The organism is Corynebacterium incognita (assembly GCF_014217255.1).
GTDB classification, from domain to species: Bacteria; Actinomycetota; Actinomycetes; order Mycobacteriales; family Mycobacteriaceae; genus Corynebacterium; species Corynebacterium incognitum.
In genome coordinates, this window is sequence record NZ_CP059404.1 from 997,037 (window position 1) to 1,016,801 (window position 19,765).

32 protein-coding genes and 2 tRNA genes are annotated in these 19,765 nt (G+C 55.4%); 3 read left to right on the top strand and 31 right to left on the bottom strand.

Going from position 1 to position 19,765, the window contains the following annotated elements; translation table 11 throughout:
- Positions 1 to 6: 6 nt before the first annotated feature.
- The 9 genes from H0194_RS10895 to H0194_RS04585 all read right to left on the bottom strand — a co-directional run bounded on the left by H0194_RS10895 (position 7) and on the right by H0194_RS04585 (position 5,115).
- Positions 7 to 411, bottom strand: a complete 405-nt coding sequence (locus H0194_RS10895; RefSeq protein ID WP_211996077.1) for a hypothetical protein — start codon at positions 409 to 411, stop codon at positions 7 to 9.
- On the bottom strand, positions 351 to 785 hold the full coding sequence (locus tag H0194_RS04550) for a DUF7426 family protein (RefSeq protein ID WP_185176627.1): 435 nt from the start codon (positions 783 to 785) through the stop codon (positions 351 to 353). Before H0194_RS04550 ends, H0194_RS10895 begins: the two co-directional genes overlap by 61 nt.
- 73 nt (positions 786 to 858) lie before the next feature.
- Positions 859 to 1,137 (bottom strand): hypothetical protein, encoded by a 279-nt coding sequence (locus tag H0194_RS04555; RefSeq protein ID WP_185176628.1) that lies wholly within the window; start codon positions 1,135 to 1,137, stop codon positions 859 to 861.
- 66 nt (positions 1,138 to 1,203) lie between these two features.
- The gene (locus H0194_RS04560) at positions 1,204 to 1,770 is read right to left on the bottom strand and encodes a phage tail tube protein (RefSeq protein WP_246389070.1); all 567 of its coding nucleotides are present in this window, start codon (positions 1,768 to 1,770) and stop codon (positions 1,204 to 1,206) included.
- Positions 1,771 to 1,782: 12 nt separating this feature from the next.
- Positions 1,783 to 2,214, bottom strand: coding sequence for a minor capsid protein (locus H0194_RS04565; RefSeq protein WP_185176629.1), 432 nt, complete (start codon positions 2,212 to 2,214; stop codon positions 1,783 to 1,785).
- Positions 2,211 to 2,552: an HK97-gp10 family putative phage morphogenesis protein gene (locus H0194_RS04570; RefSeq protein ID WP_185176630.1), complete on the bottom strand. Its 342-nt coding sequence runs from the start codon at positions 2,550 to 2,552 to the stop codon at positions 2,211 to 2,213. Before H0194_RS04570 ends, H0194_RS04565 begins: the two co-directional genes overlap by 4 nt.
- A gap of 363 nt (positions 2,553 to 2,915) precedes the next feature.
- A complete protein-coding gene (locus tag H0194_RS04575) occupies positions 2,916 to 3,341 on the bottom strand; it encodes a hypothetical protein (protein ID WP_185176631.1) in 426 nt (141 codons plus the stop codon).
- A gap of 110 nt (positions 3,342 to 3,451) precedes the next feature.
- Positions 3,452 to 4,372 (bottom strand): phage capsid protein, encoded by a 921-nt coding sequence (locus H0194_RS04580; protein WP_185176632.1) that lies wholly within the window; start codon positions 4,370 to 4,372, stop codon positions 3,452 to 3,454.
- A gap of 8 nt (positions 4,373 to 4,380) precedes the next feature.
- The gene (locus H0194_RS04585; RefSeq protein WP_185176633.1) at positions 4,381 to 5,115 is read right to left on the bottom strand and encodes a hypothetical protein; all 735 of its coding nucleotides are present in this window, start codon (positions 5,113 to 5,115) and stop codon (positions 4,381 to 4,383) included.
- Between the two features lie 99 nt (positions 5,116 to 5,214).
- On the opposite strand from H0194_RS04585, the gene H0194_RS04590 reads away from it, so the two are divergent.
- The gene (locus H0194_RS04590) at positions 5,215 to 5,751 is read left to right on the top strand and encodes a hypothetical protein (protein ID WP_185176634.1); all 537 of its coding nucleotides are present in this window, start codon (positions 5,215 to 5,217) and stop codon (positions 5,749 to 5,751) included.
- An 8-nt stretch (positions 5,752 to 5,759) separates the two neighbouring features.
- Here the strand turns inward: H0194_RS04590 and H0194_RS04595 are convergent, their stop codons facing one another.
- From H0194_RS04595 to H0194_RS04615, 5 genes are read right to left on the bottom strand one after another with little or no spacing between them, the layout of a single operon-like run.
- Positions 5,760 to 6,005 (bottom strand): hypothetical protein, encoded by a 246-nt coding sequence (locus H0194_RS04595; protein ID WP_185176635.1) that lies wholly within the window; start codon positions 6,003 to 6,005, stop codon positions 5,760 to 5,762.
- 8 nt (positions 6,006 to 6,013) lie between these two features.
- On the bottom strand, positions 6,014 to 7,987 hold the full coding sequence (locus tag H0194_RS04600) for a phage minor capsid protein (protein ID WP_185176636.1): 1,974 nt from the start codon (positions 7,985 to 7,987) through the stop codon (positions 6,014 to 6,016).
- Between the two features lie 3 nt (positions 7,988 to 7,990).
- Positions 7,991 to 9,457 (bottom strand): phage portal protein, encoded by a 1,467-nt coding sequence (locus H0194_RS04605; protein ID WP_246389072.1) that lies wholly within the window; start codon positions 9,455 to 9,457, stop codon positions 7,991 to 7,993.
- A gap of 56 nt (positions 9,458 to 9,513) precedes the next feature.
- A complete protein-coding gene (locus tag H0194_RS04610) occupies positions 9,514 to 10,743 on the bottom strand; it encodes a PBSX family phage terminase large subunit (protein ID WP_185176638.1) in 1,230 nt (409 codons plus the stop codon).
- A 6-nt stretch (positions 10,744 to 10,749) separates the two neighbouring features.
- Entirely contained in the window at positions 10,750 to 11,157 is a 408-nt protein-coding gene (locus H0194_RS04615; protein ID WP_185176639.1) for a hypothetical protein, read from the bottom strand.
- An 89-nt stretch (positions 11,158 to 11,246) separates the two neighbouring features.
- On the opposite strand from H0194_RS04615, the gene H0194_RS04620 reads away from it, so the two are divergent.
- On the top strand, positions 11,247 to 11,702 hold the full coding sequence (locus H0194_RS04620; protein WP_185176640.1) for a hypothetical protein: 456 nt from the start codon (positions 11,247 to 11,249) through the stop codon (positions 11,700 to 11,702).
- 15 nt (positions 11,703 to 11,717) lie between these two features.
- On the opposite strand, the gene H0194_RS04625 is transcribed toward H0194_RS04620, so the two are convergent.
- From H0194_RS04625 to H0194_RS04670, 10 genes are all read right to left on the bottom strand, one after another.
- Complete coding sequence (locus tag H0194_RS04625; RefSeq protein WP_185176641.1) at positions 11,718 to 12,254, bottom strand: ParB/RepB/Spo0J family partition protein; 537 nt, start codon at positions 12,252 to 12,254, stop codon at positions 11,718 to 11,720.
- 5 nt (positions 12,255 to 12,259) lie between these two features.
- Positions 12,260 to 12,457 carry a hypothetical protein gene (locus H0194_RS04630; protein ID WP_185176642.1) on the bottom strand — a complete coding sequence of 66 codons (198 nt, stop codon included), beginning with the start codon at positions 12,455 to 12,457 and terminating at the stop codon, positions 12,260 to 12,262.
- 189 nt (positions 12,458 to 12,646) lie between these two features.
- Positions 12,647 to 12,719 (bottom strand) — tRNA-Lys (locus H0194_RS04635).
- Positions 12,720 to 12,905: 186 nt separating this feature from the next.
- A tRNA-Gln gene (locus H0194_RS04640) sits at positions 12,906 to 12,979 on the bottom strand.
- Between the two features lie 144 nt (positions 12,980 to 13,123).
- The gene (locus H0194_RS04645) at positions 13,124 to 13,315 is read right to left on the bottom strand and encodes a hypothetical protein (protein ID WP_185176643.1); all 192 of its coding nucleotides are present in this window, start codon (positions 13,313 to 13,315) and stop codon (positions 13,124 to 13,126) included.
- Between the two features lie 403 nt (positions 13,316 to 13,718).
- Positions 13,719 to 13,997: a DUF3310 domain-containing protein gene (locus H0194_RS04650; protein WP_185176644.1), complete on the bottom strand. Its 279-nt coding sequence runs from the start codon at positions 13,995 to 13,997 to the stop codon at positions 13,719 to 13,721.
- Positions 13,998 to 14,390, bottom strand: coding sequence for a dUTP diphosphatase (gene dut / locus H0194_RS11150; protein ID WP_185176890.1), 393 nt, complete (start codon positions 14,388 to 14,390; stop codon positions 13,998 to 14,000).
- 651 nt (positions 14,391 to 15,041) lie between these two features.
- The gene (locus tag H0194_RS04660; RefSeq protein WP_185176645.1) at positions 15,042 to 15,404 is read right to left on the bottom strand and encodes a RusA family crossover junction endodeoxyribonuclease; all 363 of its coding nucleotides are present in this window, start codon (positions 15,402 to 15,404) and stop codon (positions 15,042 to 15,044) included.
- Positions 15,394 to 15,777: a WhiB family transcriptional regulator gene (locus H0194_RS11155; RefSeq protein ID WP_425486447.1), complete on the bottom strand. Its 384-nt coding sequence runs from the start codon at positions 15,775 to 15,777 to the stop codon at positions 15,394 to 15,396. Before H0194_RS11155 ends, H0194_RS04660 begins: the two co-directional genes overlap by 11 nt.
- The gene (locus H0194_RS04670) at positions 15,674 to 15,961 is read right to left on the bottom strand and encodes a hypothetical protein (RefSeq protein WP_185176647.1); all 288 of its coding nucleotides are present in this window, start codon (positions 15,959 to 15,961) and stop codon (positions 15,674 to 15,676) included. The genes H0194_RS11155 and H0194_RS04670 overlap by 104 nt, the downstream gene beginning before the upstream one ends.
- A 131-nt stretch (positions 15,962 to 16,092) precedes the next feature.
- Between H0194_RS04670 and H0194_RS04675 the strand changes: the two genes are divergently transcribed.
- The gene (locus tag H0194_RS04675; RefSeq protein ID WP_185176648.1) at positions 16,093 to 16,899 is read left to right on the top strand and encodes a hypothetical protein; all 807 of its coding nucleotides are present in this window, start codon (positions 16,093 to 16,095) and stop codon (positions 16,897 to 16,899) included.
- 436 nt (positions 16,900 to 17,335) lie between these two features.
- On the opposite strand, the gene H0194_RS04680 is transcribed toward H0194_RS04675, so the two are convergent.
- Genes H0194_RS04680 through H0194_RS04710 form a run of 7 tightly spaced genes read right to left on the bottom strand, consistent with a single transcriptional unit; the run spans position 17,336 to position 19,716 of the window.
- Positions 17,336 to 18,097: a DNA-methyltransferase gene (locus H0194_RS04680; RefSeq protein ID WP_185176649.1), complete on the bottom strand. Its 762-nt coding sequence runs from the start codon at positions 18,095 to 18,097 to the stop codon at positions 17,336 to 17,338.
- Entirely contained in the window at positions 18,097 to 18,285 is a 189-nt protein-coding gene (locus H0194_RS04685) for a hypothetical protein (RefSeq protein ID WP_185176650.1), read from the bottom strand. The genes H0194_RS04680 and H0194_RS04685 overlap by 1 nt, the downstream gene beginning before the upstream one ends.
- Positions 18,279 to 18,653, bottom strand: a complete 375-nt coding sequence (locus tag H0194_RS04690) for a hypothetical protein (protein WP_185176651.1) — start codon at positions 18,651 to 18,653, stop codon at positions 18,279 to 18,281. Before H0194_RS04690 ends, H0194_RS04685 begins: the two co-directional genes overlap by 7 nt.
- Positions 18,650 to 18,856, bottom strand: a complete 207-nt coding sequence (locus tag H0194_RS04695; RefSeq protein ID WP_185176652.1) for a hypothetical protein — start codon at positions 18,854 to 18,856, stop codon at positions 18,650 to 18,652. The genes H0194_RS04690 and H0194_RS04695 overlap by 4 nt, the downstream gene beginning before the upstream one ends.
- Entirely contained in the window at positions 18,849 to 19,097 is a 249-nt protein-coding gene (locus H0194_RS04700) for a hypothetical protein (RefSeq protein ID WP_185176653.1), read from the bottom strand. The genes H0194_RS04695 and H0194_RS04700 overlap by 8 nt, the downstream gene beginning before the upstream one ends.
- Positions 19,094 to 19,291, bottom strand: coding sequence for a hypothetical protein (locus tag H0194_RS04705; protein WP_185176654.1), 198 nt, complete (start codon positions 19,289 to 19,291; stop codon positions 19,094 to 19,096). The genes H0194_RS04700 and H0194_RS04705 overlap by 4 nt, the downstream gene beginning before the upstream one ends.
- Positions 19,288 to 19,716, bottom strand: coding sequence for a hypothetical protein (locus H0194_RS04710; protein ID WP_185176655.1), 429 nt, complete (start codon positions 19,714 to 19,716; stop codon positions 19,288 to 19,290). Before H0194_RS04710 ends, H0194_RS04705 begins: the two co-directional genes overlap by 4 nt.
- Positions 19,717 to 19,765 lie beyond the last annotated feature (49 nt).

Genomic DNA, 19,765 nt, shown 5'->3' on the forward strand with positions numbered 1-19,765 from the left:
GTGTTCCTACCTTGCGGTTTGTTCAGATGTCAGGTTTAGTGCTGTGCGTAGCCGCGTGGGTTGGTTAATCAGGTCAAAGATTCGAGTGTTGAGCCATCGCCATGTGCGCTGGGTGAGTATCCCGGATTCCACGTCGATGCCGAATAGTTGGTGGAGGTCGCATTCAATCGCGGCCCAATTGTCGAGTAGTTGTGCCCAGGTGACGGATTGCACGCCCACCGGGGTCATTGGCTTATCCGCTGGTGTGGCGTACCAGTCACGGATTCCGGTTTCTGGGTTGTACGGCCCGCCGCCGGGGTCATCATCCCCGTATGCCCCCGGCCTTGGGTCGTATGGCCCATATGCGGAATCTAAGAGGTGGTTTTCTTCCGGGATGTTTTCTTCGCTGCTTGTTGTTTCTCCAGCTCCCACTGCTCCATCGCTTCCGGTAGCAGCGGTAGATGTTCTTTTCCCAAGCGGGTCTCCCACCACATTTCACCGAACTCAGGGGACACACCATAGTGAGCCATCGCGGTGTTGCCGACGTGCAGAATCTCCGTGTACGGCACACCATCGGCGTTAAGCTCATCCCACAGGCCACCGGCCATAGTGTCCGTATCTTCATCGTAAGTTGCGCCCAACAGCTCGGCGATGAACCTAATTTCCTGCGATGGGTCAGAATCCGGGTCAACGGTATGACGCTTGATCCGCAAACCTAGCTCAGCGGTTGGGGCCTTAACGGTGTAGGTCTTGCCGTTGATTGGCAAGTACAGGTGGGGGTCGTAGAAATCGCGTAGGTCACGCATTGTTTGTGTCTCCTAGACGTAGAAATAACCGGGTCACATCGCATGATGTACCCGGTTACTCGTTGTCCGAGGGTTAAGCGCTTCCTGCTTCCAAAGTATCCACTCGTGCAGCCAATTCAGTGATCAGTTTCCGCAGTTCAGTGTCATCGTAAGGTTCAGCATCTTTACCAGCTGGGCCGGTAGCACCTCTAGGGCCAGTATCGCCTTTCGGACCCGCTGGGCCTTCTGGGCCTTCTGGGCCTTCTGGGCCTTGCTGAGCTTTCGCTTCAATCGCATTCTCCATGCGATTCAGCTCAGCAGCCGTAATCGGAGTGCCGCCCTCTTTTCCATCTTTCCAAACCTTCGCAGCCATGCTCTATTCCTTTCTAGGCTCCTGGGTATGTGTCCGCACCTGGAACTGTTCCAGCCCCCGGTGCGGTTACGCTAAAGGGTCAGTGCCATCCATAGTGGTGCCGTCAAGGTCTACATCGTCATCCGGGACGGAAGCCCCGTCAGCGGTCTCAACTGGCTTAATGCGCAGCGGCTTACCACGGGACATCATCGTGAACTGGAACGTATCCAGATCCTCGTTGCCACCGGCCTGATCCTCCCACTCAACGGAGAAATAGGATTCGTAGCCTTCTTGCACGCCATCGGTGCGCCAGCAGCGTGCCTGCACCACGTTTTCCAGACCCATCTTGCGGCCCTTTTCGCGCAGGAATGCCTGGCCTGGGTCTTGGGTGAACGTACCGGCGGACTTTTCGCCCTTGCGCTTGCCCTCACCCTTGAAGCTCATCTCAAGTGCGGTGGCAATCTGGGACTTGTAGCCCTCATTGTCGATGTCGGTGTCGTCTTGCATGGTGGGGGTGGACTGTGGTGCGAACTGGGACAGGCCGCGTACGAAAGTCCACTTGGGGGCCTCGATGGTGCCCTGGTTTACCTGCAAGGCCCAGTCGCGGGCCAGGGTGGAATTAAGGTCAAAGGAAGATGGTGCCTTAGCTACCATGATGTGAGTCTCCTAGCTAGGGTTGACTGTGAATGCGTATGAATCAACCCGGTGCCAGACCAGGTTGGGGTCGCGTTCCTCGTGTGTGAGGACACGCTGCGAAAGTAGAACGCGGGTGCCGTTGTCCAGCTCATAGTCTGTTTGCTCGTGCAAAGCTGTGTAGATGTCGTTGCCTACCCATTGGGCTAGGCGGGGGTCGCGGCTTCCTTTGATGCGGATCTGTACCCGGATTTCAGGGGTGCCTGTGTCCCTCCCGTTCGTGGTGGAGTGGTGGTAGATGTTAAGCGCGATTGATGGGCCGGCTTCATCGGGGATGATGCCTAGGTAGATGGCCGGGGGTGCGAATGATTTGTAAATGCCGTTGGGGTTCCATTGGCCGAATCCGAGGTTTGCTAGGTGTTCCGCTAGGTCGGTGGTGAGGTTCCCGTAGGCGGGGGCGGTCATAGTGCTTTCCTCATTTCATCTGCGATAAGGCGCTTCACATCGCCTTGTTTATCCAACAGTGCGGTCTCTAGGTATTTGGCTTGGCCGTCTTGGTGCTGCCAGCCGACTTCCTCGTGTTGGCGGCGTGCGTAGGCTTTGGAGGGGCCTAGGCCGAATGCGACGGCGGCCTGTGTGCCGTCAACAGTCACTTTGGAGTCGCCGCGCAATGTTCCGGTTTCCACGGGGGCACGCTGCCTTGCTTCATCGAGTACGAGTTCAGCCCCGGCGCGTGCGGCCATTTCCGCTGCTTTCTCAATGTTGCGAATGACTCGCTGGCCCCGCCAATCTAAATCAGCCATACGGGCTAGTCACCCCCGGCCCCGCACTGGAATCAGCGGGGATCGTCAACATAAGGCGCTGGTGGTCTGGTGTTTGATTCCCGGCCCCGTCGTGGGCGGTGCGCTCGGTGACTTCCCACGGCCCTGTTTCAAACGGGGCGGGTAGTTCTACTTGGTCGCCGCGTTCGACTTCCAACCCAAGCGGGCAATACACAATGGTGTCCGTGGTGGTTTGTTCACCCTCGGTGCCCATGATGCGGTTGACTTTCTGCCTTACGAATCCTTTAAACGGCACGGGCGTGCCCTCCGAATGCCCGTAAGGTGACGCACCCACGCCCCGCCGCAAAACACATTCATGTTTGAACCAAGTATCCTGCATATCCTCTACTGCGCCCACGGGTAACCCCCAATCAACCCAGCGTTATCCAAAATTAGCCACGCCGCGTCACACAACCTGTTCGCCGCCTCATCTTTCGCTTGAGCCGCCGACGCACCACTAGACGTGTCATAGTTAACATTCGCATCACCAATCGACGATGACTCAACCACAGGCCTAGTAGTGGCGATCTCCCACGGGTTAATACCGTTTTCTTGCCACGTCACTACTTGCTCGCACGTCGCTTCACGCAAAGCATCCATCACCCCATCATCGGCAGGTAAACCCGCCGGGGTGATCGCAAACCGCGCCGCCCGCACCGCGTGCTGCACCCACGCACTAGCACGCCGAATCAACAGAACCGTCTGGGCTTCATCGTCCAACGGGACACCAGCCCACGCTTCAACATCCGCAGGCTGCGCAAAAATAAGCATCTTTTTCTCCTAGAAACGATGAAAGCGGGGCGGGGACTATATCCCACACCCCGCTCTCAACTAGACACCAGGGAACGTATCGTCACCCGGCACGGTGTCCTCACCCGGCGCTACTGGCCTAAAGGGGTATCAGCACCAGCAGGTGCAGAACCAAGCGTGCCCGGCTTCACATCAGCTTCCAGAGTCACCACAGACTCTGGGTAAGCCAGTGTGGAACCCCACGCTTGCAGGCCACGGAAAGCATCAGCAAAGTGATCCGGGTGACGGAACGCCTCAGCAGTCTGAAGCTGGGACGCAAAATCCAGAGCATTCGGCGCGCCGCCAATAGTCGTCTCACGTCCAGCGGTCAACGGAACCTGATTAGAGGTGTACACGGTAAAGCCCAGAGTCGGGATAGAACCAATCTGACCGTTACGCAGAATAACGTCAGTACCAGCCTTGTCAGCCTCAGTGAAACGACGGTCTGCAAGCAGCGCAGCAGCCATATTCGGGCCGACAACAACCCAACGGTCAAGGGACGGGGCAGAGTTCTTATTCAGCTGCTTAGAGAACTCACGCAGCACATCCCACGCGGTCATCTGCCCCTCAGCAGGGCGGAAGAAATCCGCACCATCAAACACAGCCTTGGTGCCCAGCTTGGTCTTCGCACCATCCTTAAGGACACTGGCGGTGTGGGCCTCTACCTTTGCCGCCATGGCGTAAGCATGCTGGCGGGTGGACTCGTTCTGGAAGTCACCAGCAGCCTGAGCACGGTCAATATCCTCAACGAGGAAGGCGTAGTACTCTTGCTGGTCCATGACCATCTCGGTGGATTCGGTAGACAGGGTGTCGTAGGTGATTGCCTCACCCTGGACGTACTTTCGGGTCTGGACTGCGCCAAGGCGGTTAATCTTGACAGACTTGCCGGAGTTTTCCAGTACCGGCTGGAAACGGGCGTTTGCCACACCAGTCTGAGAGTAGACGAGCGCATCCTGAAACGGTGCGTCAAGGGCTGCGGCCCAAAGGATCGGCTTAAAGGATTCGACAGACATAGGGTCTCCTAATTGGTGTAGAGGTGGTTAAGCTTCCCGGCTTTTTGCGCTTCGTAGATTTCCTTTGAGGTCATCTTCTGCAAATCGGCCATGGTGATTGCTTGGTTTCCTCGGTTGGTGTTGGATGTGTCCACGCCGGATGCCTTGTGAATCGCCTGGATTAGGTTCGGGTGGGCTTCGAGTTTCTGGGTGACGATTTGCGCCACCTGGGCATCAAAATCATCTGCATTTACATCTAGCGCGGCGTAGGCGTTGTCCGAATTAAGGACGGCGGTAAGCAGGTCTGCATCAACCTTGCCGTCAACGTTTCCGATCACGCCCCGCACGGCTGCGTCACGGCGATACGACGCGAGCTGTTGAGCCATCTTGTCGCGCTCTTCGGCCGCTGCCTTGGCTTGTTCCTGCGCGGCGGTGAGTAGCTTTTCGGGGTCTGAGGTGTCATCCTCCACCAATCCCAGTTGCTTGCCGATCTGTTGAATGAGTTGGTCGCGCTCAGCTTGCGCCTTATTCTGCACTTCTTCGGCTGCGCTCTTAGCCTTAGTGCGGTATTTTGCGGCTTCTTCGCGGGCTTTGCGGATTTCCTGTTGTGCCCAGTCCGGGAGTTGGTCTACGGATTCTGCCTGTACTGGCTCAGCCTGGTTGGTTGGTTCTGGCTGGGTTGGCGCGATGTCGTTGGGGGTTGGGGTTGGCTCCTGGCCTGCCTGGGTTTGCTCCTGGCTTTGTTCCTGGCTGGTGTCTTGCACCTGTTGCTCCTAGTGTTGGGGGTTGGTTTTACCCCTGTAGGTTGAGCATTGTGGTGCGTTGTCCAGCGCGGTAAGTGTTGGCGGACTAGATTCTTACTTATGAGAAAACAGGTTTTTGCCAGCATATGCGCAGCAACAGTCATGGTATCCGGCTGTGGCACCACGGACACCGCGACAAACCAAGCATCCCCCGCCACCCCGGAAACAGTCGAGTTCAACACAACCACCGAACTAGGCATTGATGTTTCCGAGCAACTACCACCCGATAATGCCTGGACATGTGAAGAACGCATCATCCAAACATCCAGTGGGGCCATGACGGTCAAGAACTTCAACATTGAGGGCCGCGAGGCCACATTCTGGGTAGCTCCTAGTTCAAATGCGGATAATTCCTACTCCTACAAGCTGGAATTTGAGAATGGCCACGTCATCATGGAGAGCAACGCGGCCGGGTCGTTTAACACCTATATTCAGGTGTTCCCGTCCACCGAGGAAGAGGAAGTGCCTATCGGGTTGGGTAGTGACTATTTAACGGCGTCGTTTGAGGTTCCGACGGAATATGTGGGTCGGTTGGGCAAGCTAGAGTCAGCGCGGGCGGCGATCAATGGTGAACTAGCGGGCACATGCTATCCGTAGGCTGCCGCTTACGTTAAGGTGACCCGTTCTTCCTTGTCATCGGCGTACCACTGTGGCCAATCAAATGGAGACGAACCCAGGTGTCGAACCGCCTGGGTATCCACATTGATTAAATACTTCATGGGGTCAAGCCAACCGTCATCCGATATTTTCTCCGTCACTATTATTTCGTCCCCATAACCCACTGCCTCGTGCTCAATCTGCACGTCATCAAGCGATTCAACAAGGCGCTGCGCTTCACCGAAAGTAATCATCACTACCTCTACGTATTGTCAATATCGATGACTTTCAGAACGTCATCTGTGGGCACTAGATCGTCAACTCGAACCATCCTCAGCGTACCCGCCGATGCAAATGGCAGATAGTCATCATTGTCAATGAAGCCTCGACGCGTCTGTGCTTCAAAGAATCGAATTTTGCCATCTTGTTTTTCCCAGTTCCAAATGTGCCCAGCGTTATCTTTCTTCCATTTACATACTGCGAATCCGCTGGCACCATCCGGCATTTCATCCTCAAACATTTTGACGGTCGCTCCGTTTTTCCCGTATCGAATTCCCTTTTTAGCCTCGGGTGCTCCCACCAAGATTCGACGTTGGCCGTCTTTGGTTTTCCATGCACCAATGGCAATATCGGCTGTCGTAGGACGAGCAGGGTTTCGTTCTAGGTCGCGGCGAGCCTTGTGAGTTGATGCCACCAGGTCTTGATTGGCGCGTGAGTCAGGGCGGAACGTGGAATTTCCTGCCGTGACATCGTAGCCACGGCGGCGCATTTCCACGGCGCTAGCTACGCGAATGCAGTTGTACCGGGCTTCGCCGTTGGCTTGCTTGGTAATGGCGTTCCATGATTTGTCGGCTGTTTTTGGCAATGAAGCCAATGTTTTCGTGGTGGTTTCTTTGAGCCGTGGCGCTGGAAGATCTGGAATGTTGGCACATTCACTGACAGATGCTTTCGATGCAACCACATTCGCTACTGGGGCATCATTCTGCTTCATAATGTCGGCGACGGATAGACCGCCTTGCCCGGCGCGTCTGCCACGACGGCGTGGTTCCACCGGGGTTGGTGCGACTGGCGTGGCCGGTGTTGGGATGGTCACGGGGTCTAATCGTTGGGTAAGTGATGTACCTCCACCTCGTGGTGTTGGATGCTTAGGAGTGCGCATTTGTTCGCGGTGACGGCGGCGTGGCAGGTCGTGTTCTGCGATGTGGTCCCGCAGCTTCGCCTGATAGGTGCGGGTACGTTGGCGTGCTGCCTTGATGTCCTTGTCGTTGATTGCGGCGGCTTCCATGCGTTTGGAGGCGCGGATTTGGCGTTCGTAGTAGCGCTGTTTCTGCGTCGCCTTGTAGCCTGCGTGGTCATCATCGGGTGGGGTGACGGGTTGCAGGTTGGTGTAGCCGGGAATGTACGCAGAATGATGGTGTCGGCAATTGGGGTGGTGTAGGCCGCTGGCTTCCGCGTCACGCATGGTGGCTTTGACGTCTACGATGTTGTCGCCGATGCGGTGGGTTCCGGCGGGGAATTTTCCCGTCAGGCTAATCACTTTGCGCTCGTAGGGCGCGCATTGTGGGGCCGGGTTCTTATGGGAACTGATCACCACCAGGTCGATACCGTGTTGGAGGTAGGTTTCAGTGTGTCCTACTCGCATGGCCTGGTTCGTGGCATGACGGATGGCCATTTCCGCGTAGGTGTCCAGTCCCCATTTGCGGCCTGCTGCGTCACGATAAAACCCCATGCCGTCCCTAGCCATCCGGGTGAATGCGCGCTGTGCGGCATCAAACGTGGTCATTGTTCCAGTGAGTGCCATTCCGGTTGCTTCTGCTGTGATTGCCCGCCAAATGTCATCCGTGCGGCGCAGGATGCTCTTATGCACCTCGGACATGATGCCCACTTGTTCACCAGCTATGGCATACACGGCAGTGTCGTTGATTAGGCTGTTGGCTGATTCGATTGTGGGGAGGGTCAGTATTTCTTTTTCTGCTTCAATCTGGCCGCGTAGAAACGCCCTTGCCACCACATCCTGGTATAGCGCAGGGGCTTGCTTCTGCAATGTTGCTGCCAGGCCTTGGATGCGCCCTTGTTGCTGTCTAATAGCTAATAGTTGGGCCTCAGCCCAGGTTGGTGATTCCCCTGCGGCTATGAGCGCGTCACGGATAATTTGAATGAGGTACAGCTCAGCGCGGGCGTAGATGTCCACAATTGTGGTTTCTAGCCCGCTAACTTTCGCCGCGTCGAATACCAAGGGTTAGTCCATTTCGAATGGTTCGTCTGGGTCAAGATTACCGAGGGGGTCAAGTACACCAGCCTGTTCTGCTTTGATGCGCTGCACCTCGGTGTCTTGGTCTGCTTGCGACATATCCGGGTACAGTGACGCCACCTTACGTTCAGTGGAGATGGCCCGTGCAGCATCCAACGCCTGGATGGTTTGTGCCTTGTCCAGCATCGTTTCTTGCACCGGGGGTTCCATTGTGATCGTGACCTTATCCGCGGGGGCGGGGTGGCCGTTGAGCCACGCATCAACTTCCAGCGCGGCAACAGCCAGTTGGGATAATCCGGCGCGCACGTAGCGGCTTTTCGCTTTCCAAGTTTGCAGGCTGGCTTTGTACTCGGAGTCGATTTCCCTTGCGGTCTTTTGCGCACCCTGGTTGGTGATACCGAACGTTGCCGGTGAGTAGTTGGCGCGGCGTAGGATTTCCAGGACGGTCGCATCCGCAAGTTGCAGGTACTTATCAAAACGCAGCGACGGTTGAAACAGATGAGCCTGCGCTGAACCATCAGTCGGTGGGATGTTCATACCGTCGTAGAATTCACGATCCACATCAAACGTTTTACCCTGGCCCAGGCCGTTGGTTTTCAACCAAGACTCGGGGACGGTGGCGCGGGCTTTACCGAGCTTCATTTCACGGCGGATGTCTGACCAGGTTTCGTCGAGTAGGTCGAATAGGCCGTACAGGTCTGGTGAGAGGTCTGGGCGGCCGATGTGGCGTAGTTGGCCATATTTGCGGAATTCGACTACGGGGCGGACGTTGGGGATGTAGACGGCTGCGATGCCGGAGGTGTGGGATTCCACCCCACTGTTACTATCGACGATGTTTGCTAAGGCTTGGGTGGCCGGGTGGTCGGTGAGAGGCTTAGGTTTACCCACGTTATCTACGGTGCCCTCGTATAGGCCGTATTCGATTCGACCGGCGGTGTAGCGCGACAACAGTCGCCACGTGTGTTTATCATCCAGGGCTGCGAGTTCTTCATGGAATGTAACGGCTACTAGGCGGCCGTAGCTAAATTCCGGGAACGCGGAATCAGCATCAACAAACTCAATCCATGGCTCATCAGCAATTTCCGTATCCCACATGACGCGCCCGAACGCACCGCCCAACGCGGATAGAGATTCTCCCATGACTAGCAGGTCAGCGGGGAACATGTCGTTATTGAACAAGGCATCGAGACGGCCGGCCTGGTGCTCATCTTCACACGAGAACGTTGGCGGGGTCTCGAACAACAACGTCGCCGCCGTCGCCGCAATATCTGCCGCGATCGGTAAGTGAACCTTACGATTCGTTTGTCCTTGCGGCACTGGCGAACCCCAAAAGAATCGGGAGGCCGCACCTACTACCCCACCCATGTATTGGGATGGGCGATTAGTCACCCCGGTGTAGCGCGAGTCCAGATGTTTCGCGTCACCCTCCCACCACACGGCGGCATCGTTAATCATGCGCGTGACCGGCTCCCATTGGGTTGGGGGCCACGTGCTGCCAGGTGCCGGGAGGTTCATTGCGATACTCCTAAATTCTTGATGTATGGTGCCCACTCATGCCGGGTGGAAAAAACGGAGTAGCGCAGGGAATCCACCGCGTCGTCAATTTCTTTGATTGGTTTGTCGATTCCCTTGTTGCTGGCCGTGTCATCCCACCTGTAGCCGGGTATTTCCTCTATGAGCTTGGTACACCGGGAGGATATGAGTAGATGGCCGTTGTCTAGCAGACTGGCTACGGTACGGATTCCGTCTAGAACGTCGTTGTTCGCTTTGGCTAGGTTGGGGTGGTTATCCTCGTAAAGTTGCAGGCTAAAGGACGCGGCGGCGGGGTCAACAAATGTCCATTCAGGCACCCAGCCTTGTTGTTCCCAGGCGCGGCGTTTCTCCCACAAAGCGTTGGATAGGTTCGCGTCCGTCAAGCGGCCGGGTAAGAACTCGTCCAGGGCATAAAGACGATTATCCGCACCGATGCCCAACAGGGTGCCCACCGTGGGGTGTGTGGTGCCATAGTCGATGCCCAGTGCGATGACGCGTTGCATAGTGGGAATATCCGCCGGGGCTACGACATGCTCATCTTCATCGAACATGTCATAGACCGCGCCCTCAGCGGATACCCACAATCCGAGAATGAACCTTTTGTACCATAGGCCGGTGTACTCGCGGCGCAGCGCCGTCTTGTATTCCTCCGACAGTGAGGGGTTATCGTCCATAGTGAAGTGGACGTACTGCCAACCGATTTCATCCCGGCGATCCAGATATTCTTTCTTCAACCAGTGTGACGGCGAATCCGGGTTAGTAGTCGCAAAAAACTGTGCACCCTCGATGGATAGACGCGCCAACAACTGTTTGAAGAATTGTTGGTGAAGCACAGTCAATTCATCACAGAACGCTAACCCTAGTGTCATGCCTCGGATACGGGATTCAGAACCAGCATCATTCGCACCAATGACGTGCACTTTCTTACCAAAGATGTTAGCGGTCGCGGCACCTTGCCGGTATTTCACGAACGGGCGAAACGGCGCGAATTCTGGCACCAGTTCGATGGGTTCAAACACGTTCCGGTAAATCGAATCCCGGTTTTTACCCACCACCACAATGCCACCAGCACCACCATAGGCACTGATCTTCGACAGCATGAGCATCAACCAACCAAAGGTTTTACCCGAGCGCACCGCACCATCCCACACGTTGCCACGCATCGTGGCATTTGCGATGGCATCAATCTGTTTCTGCGACATCCCCATAGTGGGCTATTCCTTGGTCGCCGCATCCTGGATGGATTTAATCAGCTCAGCCAACGCATCTTGCGCGTCTTGCTGGCCGTTATCCTGTGGCAGGTCAAACAGGCTAAACAGCCGCGCACGGTGATCCATGATGCGTAGCGCGGTGTTCGCCGCCCGGTCATTGCCCGTAATAGCCTTGAGGAAGAATGGTTTAAGCATCTCCACCAGTTGCGCGTCTTGTTCAGCAACGAGTTGGCGGGCGGTTTGTTCCGGGAATTCAACTTGAATCCGGTCCCAGTCTTTCTTCACTGTTTCGACTGAGACGTGTACTTTCTCCGAGATTTGCCGCCATGATAAGCCAGCTAGGCGCATTGAGCGTACTTTTTCGGCGCGGCGCATCCGGTTATCTTCGCGCCGGTCGGCGTTTACTCCCATTGGGTGACCTCCTGGGTACTGTGTGGGGAACAACCCAAAAAGATACCCAGGGAGCTGCGTTGTTGAATTTATACGTCTAATCTGACTGTGTGCCTAAAATCTTCACAATCTACGAACCGCTGACGCAATCTGAAAGCACCCTCCTTAAGAGAACCCTTTCTTCGGCCTGGCTTTTTATAAGCACCCTAATGAGCTGCTTTTTTGGGTTCATCATCGCACACGTTTCCTTCCGGGAACAGGGAGGAAACGTCTTTGTTGAAGATCTAAACTTGCCTGGCTGTCTAATGGTGCTTCTAGTTGGCGGTGCGGTCTTGCTAGCAATCTTTCTAACTTTCCTTGCAATAAAGTTTGACATGGATAGAATTGACTGGTTATTCATCATCTTTTTTATGAGCCTTGGAATCTACATCGTGGGATTTTTCTTTACAGTCATGTTTTCCAACGGCAGTGCAAAGCTACTAACGATATTTGCTGTGTTTCCCCCAGCTATCCAGGCTATCTACGTCTATAAAGTAGAACAAAAAGAGTCCCTTAAGTCCGAGTAATCTAACCTCTCATCGTTAAACCTCACTCACGGTGATTCCCTCAGCCAATAGTCGTGATTTAATCCGGGCTTGTTGGGTCGCATCGTCACACTCAACCAACAGGTTGAATCCCTCAGGTTTGGGGTCGGCGGGTTTATCCGGTACTGGTTCGTCGATGGTGTCGAGTGCTTCCAACAGTTCGTCGAGTTCGTCCCGGTCAAAACCTGTGCCTGCGAGGTCTGGCAGGTCGGTTAGCAGGTTCACCAATTCTTCCACCTCGTAGGTGGCTTCATCGTTAGCTTTGTTGTCTACGATGGCGATGCGTTTGGCAGTGTCCGCGTCCACGTCGATGATGTGGGCATCGATGGTGTCCCAGCCTAGGCGTTGCGCCGCCATGGTGGTGTGGTTGCCCGCGAGGATAACGCCGGCATATTCGGGGGCTTTGTCACCTTTGCATACGACGATGGGTTTGTATTGGCCCAGGCGTTCCAGGGATTCGGCGATGAGGTCGATGTCTCCCCGGCGGGCGTTGCCGGGGTAGAACTTGAGCTGGGAGATGGGGATTTGGGGCATGTCCCCTAGTGTGCGTCAGCGTTGAAGTTGTTGAGCGCCCCGTCTCGTAGCTGGTTGTTTTCGTCGTAGAGTTCCGGGTGCACAACCCCTAGTGGCATTCCGCAGGCTGTGGTTTCATCGTCTGGCAGGCCGTCCCATTCTGCGTCGATAGCGGCCCATCGGGCTTCGTATTCTGCTGCCATCTGTTCACGTGATTTCTTCATACCGTGGATAGTAAACGCAGGGGTGGACATTAACCCGGAAACAAAGGTTATGGTGCACGTTTCCCCCACGGCCATGCCCATGGTTTCCACGCGCTGAACGCCGGAGAGTGTATGAACTGCATCCGGAATGGCTCGCAGGGGAGGTAGCGATCCTCACTTCCAACATTGGTGGCCCTGGTCATCGCCCTGTGCCCCTTACTGGAATTGAACCAGTGACCCACCGGTTAAAAGCCGGTTGCTCTACCAATTGAGCTAAAGAGGCATAAGACCTGGGAGGGTGTAAGAATCAGGCGGTCATAGGGTATATGATTGCCAACTCCCAGGTAGACCACTCAAAGGTGGTCGTTTGTTACCCACATCTGGTGGGTGGCTTGGGGGATGCAGCGTACCGAGCTTTCAGTGACCATGGTGGCTTGCTTGACCCATTGATGCGTGGGCTTAACATCCCTGGCTCCCCACACTGGATTCGAACCAATGCTACGACGGCCAAAACGTCGCGTGCTGCCATTACACTAGAGGGGATGAACCCTGCTTTGCCGTGTGCCATGGATTAGGAAAGCAGGTTTAGGGTTCCGTCTTTGCTTCCAGGTGACGGGCCTGGGTTGTGGTTCACGGGTTGGGGTTTCGCGTTCCACAATGTAACAAATGTTACCTTACAGTGTTGGGTTAGGCAACTTGGTTGAAGATGTTTTGATACCACTTGTTGAGCTTTTCAGCATGCACCCAAGCCGTATCCACGTCACCGAAGTTGCCACGCACACGCGGATCATTCGCATGCATAGGGTACGAATCCACCGGGGCCACGAGAAAGCGCCCGTCGTAGATTTCAAACACCTCATACTCAGGCATTTTGCCCATTAGTTTTCCTCCATACCCGGTAAGACATTGATGTTGTGTGCCACTTACCGCAAGTGCACCTGTAGATACGGATGGGGAGTTTCTTTCCCCGCCCGTGCCTTATCTCGTTGGATAGTGCCCGGTTGGCGATGGTTTTGTTCCTGTAGCCGCGTTTGTGCGGCGTTGGACATGACATGCTGAGGTTAGTACCTCCAGGTCATTACCCACTTGCGCTGCTTGGGGTATTCAGGTTCCGGCGCGGTCTCATGTAGGTTTTTCTCAATATTCTCAAGTGCCCGCTTATCCGCCGCGATCTGGGATGGGTGGTTGCGCTTGCAGCGCTCAAAAGGTGTCATTAGTTATCCTCCATGGTGTCTTGTAGGCAGTGATGGGTTCGCCGCCAGGGTCGATGTCACGTCGGCCTTTAATCCGCCGCATTTAACTCCCCCGTCGTTGTGAGGCGGTTGATTTCCCGCTCGATGTACCAGCGCGCCTTACGTAAATCTTCGAGTTCCTTAGCTGGGTCTTTTTGCCCGGCGCGGGCGATGTACTTAACCGCATTGCCCCTACAGAAGTTCAGATTCTCGGTGATGTCGATGACTTCAGCACCGTTTGAGAATCCCGTGTAGTGGGAGGGGTTATTAACCGGGTCTGGTTTCACGGATACTTCCAACACCCAATCATCATCATGTGCAGTGCCCATTTACTTCACCCCCGTGGAGCCATGGCCTTTGTCGCCACGCTCAGTGCTCAACAGGCGTTCCACCGTCCGCACCGGGCGCATATCCACCGGCACAATAACTAACTGTGCGATACGTTCCCCCGCCCTCAACATCACGGCACGCTCACCAAGATTCACCAAATTCACCTTGACTTCGCCCGTGTAGCCCGCATCCACAACACCAGGGGCGTTAACGATGGAGATACCGTGCTTCATGGCCAACCCACTGCGCGGGCACACCAAACCAACATGCCCATGAGGGATACGCATCCGTACACCCGTGGGCATCAAAAACCGCTGGCCGGGACGCAAAAACACCTCACAATCGGCACGCAAGTCCAAACCTGCATCATCTTCATGTGCACGCGCAGGCATACGGGATGATTCACACACCACAGGCAAATGGCCCGATTGGTTAGAACAGTACGATTTGTTGTGATTCCTGGCCACCAATGCCACCAGTAGTAGCGCGAGTAGGACGATCAGGATGGTTGAGCCTACCCCGGCGATGATGAGTGTGGTCATGTTTCTCTTTCCAATTAAATAGGGTTGAATGTTTCGGTTGGTTCGACTTCCAGGTTTTTGCCCGGCGTCGTTTCGCATCGCAGATTCGGCAATAGCCATGGGCCGCGTGCGTGATGATGGATTCGTCTAGCGGTATCCCCTTGATGCGTGCCACCATGCTGCGCCCGCACCCTTTGCACACTTCCGGTGGTTTGTATCTGGGTGACACCAAAAGGTTGGGGGCTTTGACCCCGGCGATGGCTGCGAGTTCGTTGGCTGTTCGTTGGTCTCCGTCGCAGATGACGCCGGCTTGGATGACCCCGGATGCTGGTGCGCGGTGCGCTTGGTCGATGGTGTCCCCCGCGTTTAAGGCGTCGAGTGCGCATTGTTTACGCAGGGGGCAATGGGTGCACATTTCTTGCGCTTCGATGGTGTCTGGGTGGAATGGTTGTGGGTTGATGAATGTGGGTTGTTGGTGGCATGGCGGCCGCATGTAACATGAGGTTACATAACAGTGTTGTGTTACACAAGTGTAATTACACACCACATTTTGCCGGGTTCCCCTGGGATTGACGGGTGAATGATGGGCATACGTTTGTCCATGAATTCCGGTGTGTCATCATCAACGATGCCAGCGTCCACCAGGCCATCACACAAGGCTTTGAGCGTGGGCACAATGTTGTCTGCGTCGCGTCTGCGCTTGTCACGCGGCCGGTAATGTAATTCCACCCGGATATGCTTCACGTGGGGTAGGCGCATGAATTTAGCGCGGACACATGCTTCATGTCGCACTTGTTTCACGATCTTTGCCTCTTGCATCCTGCGCAGGCGCTGATTAGCTGTCAACGGTGGGGTGGTGAACGATAGTTGCATTTCATGCGACATTTGTTGCCTCCATTCCAGCGGCGTACCGCAATAGACTATAGTGCGCGGACTGGAAGTGCCCGCCGGATATGTAACTGGGTATCCACACTCCGGCGCGCACGACACCTACGTCACCGTTGGCTAGGGCGTCGATGGCACAGTCTTGAAGTACTGGGCACCCGGCGCAGAGTTTTTCGGCGGTGAGCTGTTTATCTTTGGTGCCGTCGAGGTCGAATTGTTCTGGGTTCATGGTGGCGCATTGCGCGTTACGCCACCACCCTTTTGTTGGGTTATGCAACGTAGTTGATTGCCTTGCGTGCGGCGGTGGTAGCGATTCCGGGGAGTGCCCGGATGGAAATGATGGGAATGTCAGCCTTGACGAATTTGAGGTCAATGGTGATGGTTTTGTCATCGTTGTTGGCGACGGCTGAGAAGCGGATGTCGTCGCGGGTTTCGACTACGACGGCTCCTTGGAAGCTGTCGAAGTATTCGATCTTATTGGTGATGTTGAAGTGGTCGATGAATGGTTGGAGGCGGTCGGCGGCGTCTGTTTTCCAGTTGGTTGAGGTGACAGTCATGGTGTTGCTCCTTTCGGTTGGGGTGTTCGTGGCAGCGAACCTTACCTAACAAATGTTACATGATGATGTTGTGTTGCGCAACTTGTAATTCAAATTGGAAAACCCCAGGCCAAACTGGCAAAATTAGTCACATGACAAAATACGACCCTTACAACGCCCACGGCCTGAACATGACCCAACTAGCCAAACAAGCCGGCATCCGCCCCAACTGGCCAACACCCAAACAACTAGGCATCGCCCAAATAGGCTTTAAGCAAACACAAGCTTTGAACGAGGCATTAGCAGGCCCCGGCTCCCAGATGCGAGAAACGATAACGGGGCTGACAACCCAGCTCAATGCCATAACCCGGGCGACAGCAATCAACCCCGGTTTCATGGAAGCAATCACACAGGCCAACCAACTAGCCGCACGCATAGCACGCCCACAACTCAAAATTCAAGAATCACTCAACCGCAGCCTGCGACCCCTTGCCGCTATAAGCGCCATCGACGTCAAAACCCCCTACAACTTCGCCACAATCGAAGCCATTAAGGGTTCCATGCGCGGCTACAACGAACTGTCCAAGACGATGGCATCCATCATGGACATCTACGGCTCCACCAAACCAAAATGGGCTGTCGAAGCAGCGCTGCACTCCCCCAAGCTCCGCGAGCAAGCACAGGAAATAGCCGAGAAACAACCCGAGGTAGTCGAAGAACTCACCGAGAAGTTCACCGGCGTACCCGTTGCCGAATTGAAACTACTAAAAGCGAGCGAGAAGAATGCTGCAATCGCCGAGTTTTTGGGCTACTTTTCTGGCTTAATTTACCGGGCAATGGATGGTATCAGCGCTGAGCGATGGCTATTGGAGTTTACTACCGCTACAATTATCTTCCTCGTGGTCATCAACTCTCAGGCGTGCGCCGTCGAAGAGCGTCTTAATGACGATGCAGCGTAGATAGGTATTGCCCCGTGGTGGAGCTTGGCTCAACACTCACGGGGCAACCTCGGGGATTCTGCACCACACGACGGGGGATCATGGTGCCACCATCATACTAATGCAGGCCTACCAACACCGCACCTTGCTACTTAGGCTCTTCCGCGAGAAACACCAGTTCAGTAGCAATCTTCACGGATTCAGGGTCACTACCTCCATTAAGGTAATGCAAGCAGGCAACAAGTTCACGCCGGGTCAATCCCCGTGCAATCTCATAGCTCTCAAAAGGCGTACCAGACCCATCCGTCCAGATGTAATAGGCTCCCGATGTGCTCTTTTCTACTAAGAAATTCATTTCATCCCCTTTACAGTGGCTACTTGATTTGAATGATGGCATTGTTTGACAACACCTCTACCGAGTCTAGCGTGACCATCGCATTCCATGAGAGAAAACCATTTACTGCGCAGCTTCGAACAGTGGCAGTGGCTGCGTTACCGCAAACTGCACCTGGTCATGGAACGACTGGCAATACTCTTTCTTGATTTCGAATCCGTACCCGCGTCGGTTCAGGTTCTCGGCCGCAATGAGTGACGAACCGCTTCCCGCGCATGGGTCGATCACTACGTCGCCGGGGTCGGTGAATAGGTCAACGAATTGTTCAAGCAATGGGACGGGCTTTTGGGTTGGGTGAACTTTGGGGGTTGTGCGGTCGGCCGGCCAGTCCCAGATGTTCATGACCATGCGGCCGTGGTTGCGGAATTTGGGGAGTTTTTGGCGGTAGAACACCAATGCGTATTCGGCGTTGCCAACAATCTTCATGTTTGCTTTGAGTACTTGCGGGCTGGTGCGTTTGCGAAACACTAGGTTGATGTAGCCGTTGAAGCCGTGGCGTTTGGCCTCTTCGATCAGTGCCCATTGTTGGTCGAACGCGCAGAATACGACCATTGCGGGGGCTTGGCCTTTTTCTTTTGGTTCTTTACGCAGCATGCGCGAGGCGAAGTGCATAAATTCGGGGACGCGGAAGTCTTTATCCGTGTCGAAGAACTGTTTACCGGCTAGTTCCGATTCACCTTTTTTGTTGTCCCCGTCGATGTACCATTTGGGGTTTGAGCCGTAGGCGTTGGCGCCGAGGTTGTAGGGGATATCGGCGAGGATTAGCTGCGCTTTGGGGATACTGTAGCGCTTGAAGTTTTGAAAATGATCGTTGAATAGCTCCATTAGTTGACTTCCTCCACGGGGCCAACCAGGCGGCGGACGATGCGTTCATTGTTCCTCGGGCCGTGGCCTGGTTTGTAGGGATTAGGGTCAGGGGTCCACTCTGTGACTCGGTGCCACTGACCATCTTCTTGGCAGCGGGCTTCTACCGCGTATTCGTACTGCATCCCGGCGATGGTGAATGTCAGCATGGTTCCCATTCCCCTACCCAGCGGCGGTGGGTCCACCCGGTGCTACCGGCGTTGGGGGATAGTTGGGATTCGTTGACAAAGAAGTTGCTTGTTCCGTCTTCCCACTCCCCCGGCACTGGTGCACCGTTCGGCGTCCATGCGCGGGGCAGGTCGGGGCGTAGAGTCACGTTTTTGAAGCTGATGTATTCGCTCACTCCGCTGATGGGGTCGAGCAGCTTGACGTGTTGCGCACCCTGGTAGTTGCTGCTTGAGCGCAGGACGAAGAGGCGGTTTCCCGCGTCAATGCCGGGCTCATGTGGGCCGATGTTGCACCACATGCCGACGCATTCGGAGCGCTGGGCGAGGGGCATGTCTGCGAGGGTTCTCATGCTTCGCTCATTCCTGGGAGTTCGACGGCGTGGATTCGCATCCAGATTCCGGTGCGCCATTCGCCATCCATGAAAATCAAGAGTTCTGCGTTGGCCCCGTCGACGTCGTGCAAGATTGATGGGAAATCAAAGTGGGTGAAAACCGGCTTACCGATCCACTCTTCACGCTCTGCGGGTGTGAGGGCAGCGAGGGTCTTAGGCATTTTGTTGCTCCTTCAGCGTGTCCCAGATGTCTTGCGGGTCGATGATGTTTGCGCCTTTCGGCAGGCCTTCAATTTGCAGGTTGCCGATGATTGTGAGGGTGACTGCGACGTGGTCTCCGCATGGTTGGATTCCGGCGTTTTCCAGGCAGATGACGGATTGGCCGTTGATGGTGACGTCATCTTTCTTGAACACGATGTTGGTTTCATTCATCGTGTGCTGAGCCTTTTCAAACTGGTTCATTCTTGTTCCTTTTCTGCGTGGTTGGCGGCGGCGAGTAGTGCGTGGGCGTAGGCGCGGGCCTCCGCGGGGGTGAGGTAGGTGTTGGTGTTGAGGTAGACGCGGTGGCCGTCGGTTTCTACCAGCCCGTGTGGCGCGTCCTGGGACGTGCCGTACTCGGCGTGGCGGTCCGGGGAGGGAAGGTGCGGTTTATTCATCGCCGCTTCCCCCCCCACCTAAGTACCTGCCACGGGCGACTGCTTGCCATTTCTTTAGCGGTGAGCGTGTCATTCAGGCTTTCCCAATCATCGGCGAAAACTTTTTGGTAGGCGTTTACTGAGGGGGCGGCAACCACAGTCCCCTCCGGGGCTTCCCGGAAGTCCTGCTCGGTGCCCAGCTCCACCGGGTCAAATGTCAGCTCGTGGTAGTCCAAATCCGCGGTGAAATTCTCCCCGCCGCTCACTAAAGCAACCGGCACCAAGCCGTTGCTTTGGAGCGAGTCGTGGACGCACATAACCCGCCCGAGCACAGGGTGAGTGGCCCACCGCCCCAACAGCCCCGTCGGCCCGGGTAGTAGTTTCTTGATTGCCTCAATATCCCCAGCCTCAATCAGAGCGCGAGGCACTTCAACAGTTTCAGTCATTGGTGTTCTCCTTGTAGTGCTCGGCGAGTAGCGCCAATGCGAGGGTCTT

Bases quoted from the DNA above. Each gene is read 5' to 3' on its own strand.
- H0194_RS04695 (WP_185176652.1), bottom strand. From the start codon at position 18,856: ATGCCTAAGACCCTCGCTGCCCTCACACCCGCAGAGCGTGAAGAGTGG.
- H0194_RS04705 (WP_185176654.1), bottom strand. From the start codon at position 19,291: ATGAATAAACCGCACCTTCCCTCCCCGGACCGCCACGCCGAGTACGGC.
- dut (WP_185176890.1), bottom strand. From the start codon at position 14,390: ATGCCTGCGCGTGCACATGAAGATGATGCAGGTTTGGACTTGCGTGCC.
- H0194_RS04710 (WP_185176655.1), bottom strand. From the start codon at position 19,716: ATGACTGAAACTGTTGAAGTGCCTCGCGCTCTGATTGAGGCTGGGGAT.
- H0194_RS04660 (WP_185176645.1), bottom strand. From the start codon at position 15,404: ATGTCGCATGAAATGCAACTATCGTTCACCACCCCACCGTTGACAGCT.
- H0194_RS04630 (WP_185176642.1), bottom strand. From the start codon at position 12,457: ATGAAGAAATCACGTGAACAGATGGCAGCAGAATACGAAGCCCGATGG.
- H0194_RS04550 (WP_185176627.1), bottom strand. From the start codon at position 785: ATGCGTGACCTACGCGATTTCTACGACCCCCACCTGTACTTGCCAATC.
- H0194_RS04580 (WP_185176632.1), bottom strand. From the start codon at position 4,372: ATGTCTGTCGAATCCTTTAAGCCGATCCTTTGGGCCGCAGCCCTTGAC.
- H0194_RS04590 (WP_185176634.1), top strand. From the start codon at position 5,215: ATGAGAAAACAGGTTTTTGCCAGCATATGCGCAGCAACAGTCATGGTA.
- H0194_RS04685 (WP_185176650.1), bottom strand. From the start codon at position 18,285: ATGCTGACATTCACCATCGCCGGGATGCAGTACGAATACGCGGTAGAA.
- H0194_RS04610 (WP_185176638.1), bottom strand. From the start codon at position 10,743: ATGGGGATGTCGCAGAAACAGATTGATGCCATCGCAAATGCCACGATG.
- H0194_RS04615 (WP_185176639.1), bottom strand. From the start codon at position 11,157: ATGGGAGTAAACGCCGACCGGCGCGAAGATAACCGGATGCGCCGCGCC.
- H0194_RS04605 (WP_246389072.1), bottom strand. From the start codon at position 9,457: ATGATTAACGATGCCGCCGTGTGGTGGGAGGGTGACGCGAAACATCTG.
- H0194_RS04575 (WP_185176631.1), bottom strand. From the start codon at position 3,341: ATGCTTATTTTTGCGCAGCCTGCGGATGTTGAAGCGTGGGCTGGTGTC.
- H0194_RS04690 (WP_185176651.1), bottom strand. From the start codon at position 18,653: ATGAGAACCCTCGCAGACATGCCCCTCGCCCAGCGCTCCGAATGCGTC.
- H0194_RS04555 (WP_185176628.1), bottom strand. From the start codon at position 1,137: ATGGCTGCGAAGGTTTGGAAAGATGGAAAAGAGGGCGGCACTCCGATT.
- H0194_RS04645 (WP_185176643.1), bottom strand. From the start codon at position 13,315: ATGGGCAAAATGCCTGAGTATGAGGTGTTTGAAATCTACGACGGGCGC.
- H0194_RS04625 (WP_185176641.1), bottom strand. From the start codon at position 12,254: ATGCCCCAAATCCCCATCTCCCAGCTCAAGTTCTACCCCGGCAACGCC.
- H0194_RS04565 (WP_185176629.1), bottom strand. From the start codon at position 2,214: ATGACCGCCCCCGCCTACGGGAACCTCACCACCGACCTAGCGGAACAC.
- H0194_RS04570 (WP_185176630.1), bottom strand. From the start codon at position 2,552: ATGGCTGATTTAGATTGGCGGGGCCAGCGAGTCATTCGCAACATTGAG.
- H0194_RS04650 (WP_185176644.1), bottom strand. From the start codon at position 13,997: ATGGGCACTGCACATGATGATGATTGGGTGTTGGAAGTATCCGTGAAA.
- H0194_RS04680 (WP_185176649.1), bottom strand. From the start codon at position 18,097: ATGGAGCTATTCAACGATCATTTTCAAAACTTCAAGCGCTACAGTATC.
- H0194_RS04595 (WP_185176635.1), bottom strand. From the start codon at position 6,005: ATGATTACTTTCGGTGAAGCGCAGCGCCTTGTTGAATCGCTTGATGAC.
- H0194_RS04670 (WP_185176647.1), bottom strand. From the start codon at position 15,961: ATGACTGTCACCTCAACCAACTGGAAAACAGACGCCGCCGACCGCCTC.
- H0194_RS04700 (WP_185176653.1), bottom strand. From the start codon at position 19,097: ATGAACCAGTTTGAAAAGGCTCAGCACACGATGAATGAAACCAACATC.
- H0194_RS04560 (WP_246389070.1), bottom strand. From the start codon at position 1,770: ATGGTAGCTAAGGCACCATCTTCCTTTGACCTTAATTCCACCCTGGCC.
- H0194_RS04675 (WP_185176648.1), top strand. From the start codon at position 16,093: ATGACAAAATACGACCCTTACAACGCCCACGGCCTGAACATGACCCAA.